The sequence below is a fragment of the Clostridium sp. C2-6-12 genome (assembly GCF_009928485.1).
Classification (GTDB): Bacteria; Bacillota; Clostridia; order Clostridiales; family Clostridiaceae; genus Clostridium.
This window is the reverse complement of sequence record NZ_JAABNP010000011.1, coordinates 45,755-51,996: the sequence shown is the minus strand read 5'-3', so window position 1 is coordinate 51,996 and position 6,242 is coordinate 45,755. Positions and strand designations below refer to the sequence as shown.

5 protein-coding genes and 1 tRNA gene are annotated in these 6,242 nt (G+C 27.3%); 3 read left to right on the top strand and 3 right to left on the bottom strand.

What is annotated here, in order from left to right; genetic code table 11:
- The first annotated feature begins 382 nt into the window (after positions 1-382).
- Entirely contained in the window at positions 383-1,075 is a 693-nt protein-coding gene (locus GXK56_RS10925; RefSeq protein WP_160687500.1) for a phage replisome organizer N-terminal domain-containing protein, read from the top strand.
- A 63-nt stretch (positions 1,076-1,138) separates the two neighbouring features.
- On the opposite strand, the gene pelA is transcribed toward GXK56_RS10925, so the two are convergent.
- The gene (gene pelA, locus GXK56_RS10920) at positions 1,139-2,107 is read right to left on the bottom strand and encodes a pectate lyase (RefSeq protein ID WP_160687499.1); all 969 of its coding nucleotides are present in this window, start codon (positions 2,105-2,107) and stop codon (positions 1,139-1,141) included.
- A 509-nt stretch (positions 2,108-2,616) separates the two neighbouring features.
- Here pelA and rodA point away from each other — a divergent pair.
- Together rodA and GXK56_RS10910 are read left to right on the top strand one after the other, a co-directional pair.
- Complete coding sequence (gene rodA, locus GXK56_RS10915) at positions 2,617-3,777, top strand: rod shape-determining protein RodA (RefSeq protein WP_160687498.1); 1,161 nt, start codon at positions 2,617-2,619, stop codon at positions 3,775-3,777.
- Positions 3,778-3,907: 130 nt separating this feature from the next.
- A tRNA-Arg gene (locus GXK56_RS10910) sits at positions 3,908-3,982 on the top strand.
- Positions 3,983-4,257: 275 nt separating this feature from the next.
- On the opposite strand, the gene GXK56_RS10905 is transcribed toward GXK56_RS10910, so the two are convergent.
- Both GXK56_RS10905 and GXK56_RS10900 read right to left on the bottom strand, forming a co-directional pair.
- Positions 4,258-5,091 (bottom strand): hypothetical protein, encoded by an 834-nt coding sequence (locus GXK56_RS10905; protein WP_160687497.1) that lies wholly within the window; start codon positions 5,089-5,091, stop codon positions 4,258-4,260.
- Between the two features lie 50 nt (positions 5,092-5,141).
- Entirely contained in the window at positions 5,142-6,011 is an 870-nt protein-coding gene (locus GXK56_RS10900; protein WP_160687496.1) for an Abi family protein, read from the bottom strand.
- Positions 6,012-6,242: the final 231 nt, after the last annotated feature.

Below are 6,242 nucleotides of genomic sequence, written 5' to 3'. Positions count from 1 at the left end.
CTATTGATAATGCTATGGGCAAAAGACACAATGATGGTAATAAAGGTGAAGATAGATTCAAAACTCAGCTTGACGCTTTAGTTTCTGATGGAACTATTACTTCTGATGATGAAGCTGCTATAATAGCTGCATTTAGTAACAATAAATAAAATTTAAAAATTCTAATATTGCAAAAAAGAGAAACAGATGAGATTAGTTAATTTAACAAAATCTTATCTGTTTTTTTAACTGGAATTATAATCTTTTTTTCAATTTATGGTTTATAAAAATTCTAAAAAACCATATATAATATGTAGAATGTAAAATTTATTATGAAATGTCGTTAATAATAAGAGAACTTTAATTTATTACTATATATAAATGAAAAGGAGTATGATGAGTTATGAAAGAAAGAAGATATATTAAATTAAGAACTGACATGTATGAGGACACAAAATTTAAGATAATAGATATGAAGCCTGAAAGAGATATGATTCATTATGTTTGGACTAGACTATTAACTTTAGCTGCTAAGGTTAATTTAGGAGGAGATTTATTTATGTCAAGAAATCTTCCATATACAATAGATACTTTAGCTATAGAGGTTAGTAGAAGTAAGGAACAAGTCAAGTTAGCATTAGAGGTATTTATAGAATTAGAAATGATAGAATTAATTAATGGCAATATTTATAAAGTTAAAAATTTTGCAAAACATCAAAATATAAAGGAAACAGAAAAAAATAATACTGAGGATAAGGAAAGCAACTTAAAGAAAGAAGAAACCTTACAAAAAGAAAATTGCACTATTGATCAAGCTTCAACCAGTGAATTTCATGAGCAGGATGAAAAATCTGACAGTTCAAATGAAAATAAAAATAATACTGGATTAGAAGACGTACCCGGAATGCATAAGGTAAATCTCATATCTTTGGAAAACGAACATAGCGAAAAGAAAAGAAAAACTAAGAAAAAGGAGCCTACAATTAACTCAGATCAATATGAAGATGATGATGATATTGAATTATGCTCCTTTTATGAAGGTGAATATGTTTTGGCTGAAGGAGAACGTCTTATTGCAAGCTTTACTTTTGATTAAGGCTATATTGGGTAATGGATTATATATTTTCAATCATTATGATTATCTTATGAACATGACTTACTATATAGCTGACGGCCATTTTCCATACCACAAATACCCAGTTCTTCTTTCCTTCTCAATTTCACTAAGATTTGCTTTCACTACGCCATCACGGCCTACAAATATAGGTTTGTTAGTTTCTAAATCATAAAAACGAGCCCATAAAGGAGCGGCTATAGGATTATTTTTAACTATAACATCTCCACCTGTTTTAACTACTTCTATTCCTGTAAGCTTAACACTTTCAAACCATTTTTCAGCAGCTTTAATTGATGCCTCTATTCTAGCATCACTTGGTCTTGTTTTTAGAAATTTTACAATATTAGAACTTTCTTTAGCACAAAGAGATGGAAGTTCATATGCCCTTGCACTATCTGGTTGCAAGCTATTTTCATTGCATTGTTGTGCCCAAACAGTTAATTTTCCACTACTGTTTTTATATTGGGAGCTTAATATACATTCTACGCCTTTATCAACTGCTTTTTTACAATTGTCAGCTATAGATTGGTCCATAAATGCAAGATCACCTTTTCCATTGCTAACATCATCTAAAAGAATCATTACATTAATCATTGCATCATCGTTATATGTAATATGTGCATGATAATTTCCCTTAGCCCCATAAACTTGTGGCCATCCGCCATTAGAATATTGCATATTTAATAAAAAGTTAATTCCTTTTACAACAGCATCAGAATATTTTTTATCCTTTGTTTTAGTATATTCAGCTGCTAATTTTCTTATTTCAGTGTAAGTAGCATTATTATCAATAGTTGAAGCTGCCCACTCTCCAGTAGTTACAGCATAATTCTTTTTCCATCCACCGTCTGGCTGCTGATTTTTTAATATATCTTCAATACTAGCCGTAGCAACACTAGACTCAGCCCCATGTGCTTTTATAGGGGACTGACATGCAAAAATTGGTGCAGTTGCTAATCCTACTGTAAAAATTAATGCTATTGATAAACTTTTTATTTTTCTCTTTAACATAAAACCATCACCTTTTTCTATATATATTTTTAAAGATTGTCCAACTTGATTTTGTAGAGCATCAATTAAAGAAGTTTTTCTTAATATAGAAACTTAAATTTTATATGAAACTATTAATTTCCTATTCTTTTGGGAACGATTAGTCACTAAACCCTCATGTCTCCTATAAATTGTTATGATGCTTTATTTTTATATTTAAATATTGAAACACATTTATAAATAAATCAATATTTATTTTTTATATTTTTATTATTAATAATTAATCTCCTACAAATAAACATGCAAATGCTAGCGAAAGATAATATATTGAATACCAGTAAAAAAAATTAGCAAACTAAAGAACAGCATCGGTTTTAAATGCTTCTACAAATTATAATAATTTCATATAACTTAAAAAAATATTACAATTATATGTATTTTAATAAAAATAACACCAAATAGGCTATAGTAAAAATGGATATTTTTTTAATATGACAAAGTAAATGTTAATAAAAAGGGGGCTTATATTTATGTTAAAAAAATATAATCTAGATTTTACGTCATTAAAGAAAGTGGATTTTAAATTATTAACTACTATAGTCATCCTTACATTATTTGGCATCCTAAACATATACTTATGTACTAAAGGTGGTATTTTCAATGATCCTTTTTTATTTACTAAAAAACAATTAATATGGTTTTTTATTTCATTAATTTCAATGTATTTATTTTTAACCTTTGATTATAGAATCGTATATAGATATGTTCCAATAATATACTGGATAACAATTGTACTTCTAATTGCAGTTTGGATACCTGGAATAGGTGCAACTATTAATGGAGAACGGGGTTGGATAGATTTAAAGATTTCTTTATTACAACCATCTGAAGTGGCTAAGTTTTCTATAATTTTAATGTTATCTAAATTATTAGATGATATAGATTGTCAGATTAATAACTTAGAAAATTTCAGAAAAATTTTTCTTTATGTTGCACTTCCTATGGGGTTAATTTTGATCCAAAAAGATATGGGAATGACAATGGTATGTTTCTTTATTATTTTAGGCATGATGTATATAGCTGGATTAGATACGAAAATAATATTAGGTGGATTTACAACCCTATTGTTGACTATTGCTCTTTTATGGAATTCTGGATTAATCTTTCAACATCAGAAAGATAGAATTCTAGAGTTTTTAAATACTAATAGTGATACAACAGGTAAAGGGTATCAACTTTATCAAGGTCTAATTAGTATTGGATCTGGCGGATTATTTGGTTATAGTTTATCATTAGGTCCAGAAGTATCTCTTGGATATGCTGGGACTCATGTTCCTGAAGTTCAAACAGACTTTATTTTTACTGCTATAGCAGAACAATGGGGCTTTATAGGAGTATTTTTTCTCTTACTTTTATATGGAATATTGATTATACAAATATTAAGAATCGCAAAAAAATCTCAAGATAAATTTGGAGAGTTCATTTGTGTTGGTATGGCTTCATACATTTTATTCGCTATAACTCAAAATATTGGAATGACATTAGGACTACTTCCAATTACAGGTATAACTTTACCATTTATAAGTTATGGTGGAAGTTCTTTATGGACAATAATGATTTCTATGGCATTAATTCTTAATATAGAATTAAGCACAAAAAAATTAACTTTTATTAAATCAAATATAACATAGCTTATATTCAATCTATTTAAATTATTTTATGTATTAATAATTGTAAACTCATTATTAATTTGACAATAGTGAATAATTATAATAGAATTTATTAGTGAGAATTAAACATTTACTATAATTTTAAATACGTGCTCCTATAGTTAAATGGATAGAACAATCCCCTCCTAAGGGATAGATGTGGGTTCGATTCCCGCTGGGAGTACCAATGTATAAAGAATAATGGCTTAACTGTAAGGGTTAAGCCATTATTTATTGTCAAAAAGGTGACGAAAACATGACCAAAAGTTTATTTCACGTAAAAAGATGACTAAAAGTGACCACTAATTAGAGTTATTTATTGATCATAATACCTAAACTTGTTTATCTTTAATCCAAAAGAATATTTTAATTTTTATGATCATTCTTTTGAAAAAAAGGAGAATCTTATTCATAGAGATTTTTTCTCACTCACTTATTTATATACATTTTATAAAAAACAATTTATTCTCTAACATCTTCATCTAATACCTTATTTAAATATTCCTGAAAATATTCATCATCCTCGCCTTCAATCCAATAATGCATCATCAATACTTCTAAATATTGCTTTTTACCTTTTATAAATGGCTTATCAGATATTTTAGGGTAAAGTAAATCTAAATTAAATAAATTACTTTTTCTTTTATAATCATATTCGTAGTGCCATTCATCATTATCAGAGTCTTTAATTTTCTTTTTATGAGATCTCGGCCATTTATCTTCTTCAAAAAAGAAGTCTCCCATATAATCATGTACAAATGCTACTATATTAATACCATATGTTTCTTTTGTGTCAATTATCCATTTTGTTATTTTATCTGAAAATGATGGTATATTAATTTGTTCATTATTAATTACTCTATGGTAATCTTTAATAAATTTAAATAGCATTTCTGTTTGAGTTTTTAAATAAGTATACTTCTTTATTAACTTTGAATAACTTTCATAAGATTGATTTCTAAACTCAGCATCTGTATTATATAACCAGAAAAGTTTATTACTTTTAATAGTATGTTTAATAATTACATTCATATTATTTTCATACTCATCAAAAATATCAACAAGCCAATCTTGCACCTCTTGATTGTAATCACTCACATATTTGTGATACTTTTCAATTTTCTCATTGTTAAGCACCGTGTTCTCATCTATTTTATTAATTTCAAGATAATTATTATAATATTCAAATATGTAATCTATACAACCCTTTATATTATCGATTCTTTTTTCTTTATTGAACTCATTTAAATTATCTTCTTTTTTTCTCTTAGCAATATACTCCTCAATCGTAAACATAACATTGCTCCTTAAATACTCTAAAGTGAATAAACTTGTACATATTTAAATTAAATGCTTTTCGATAGTATTTCAATCCAATTTTCAGGGAAACCAATCAACTCTAATTTTATATGACTACTATATTCCTCTATTAATTGCTGTAAGTTTATGAAAAACTTACTCCACACCTTTTGATCAGCGATTAAATGCTTCATAGCAACAATGTAAGCAAAAATTTTCTTACTGTCCAAATTATACTCTCTATATTCTTTTTTTATCTTAACTATAGGATATACTTCATTATAGAGCCTACCATAATGAGCACATTGATTTCTAATATGTGTTAATGATTGTAACCACGTATCAACCAATGTTGGATTTACTTTACACAAGTTATTCTTTATATAAGTCTTATCTATTGGCAACATATTAGAATATAATTTAGATAACATACCGAATGTCATTATTTCAGTCGCAACCCATATAGGCAATTTGCCTTCATATTTCTCATAATGATGTTTAATGAATAATTTATTAGAATTATTAGTTTTTTCTTTTTCTAAATTTAGAAGAAAACCATTATGAAATTCACTATTCATGAAATTATTTCTGTCTGTATATCCAATAGCCCCATATTTCATTGCTAAAGTATAGGCTATATATGTTCTAAATGATATTTCTATATTTCCTAATATTCCGGTTAATAGATTTCTAAATTCTCTATCAAATTTATATATGTCCGAAATAGTTTCAAAGGTGGTACCTTCTATGTATGAATCATCTTCCTTTTTATATGTTAAAAGATATGCTGTAAATCTATAATAATTTACATTACTCAATATAAACTTGGCATATCCCTCATCATTTATTACTAATCCTCTACTTTTAAGTATTTCTATTTGTTGATCAAAACTTTTAGGCTCCTTTAATTTTGCCATAAGGATACCTCCCCCATTATAAATAAAACCCACTAAGAATATACCTAGTGGGTGTAAATATCAGTCCTGCCTATTTGAGCATTCTTGAAGAGGCTTGGCAGGTTCTTTAAAAGCAATCGTCTCGTATATTTGAGCATTCTTGAAGAGGCTTTACGAGTTCTATATAATTATAATATATCCAAATATGAAATTTGTATACTCACAACGAACATGATAGCAGTTCGTGATTAT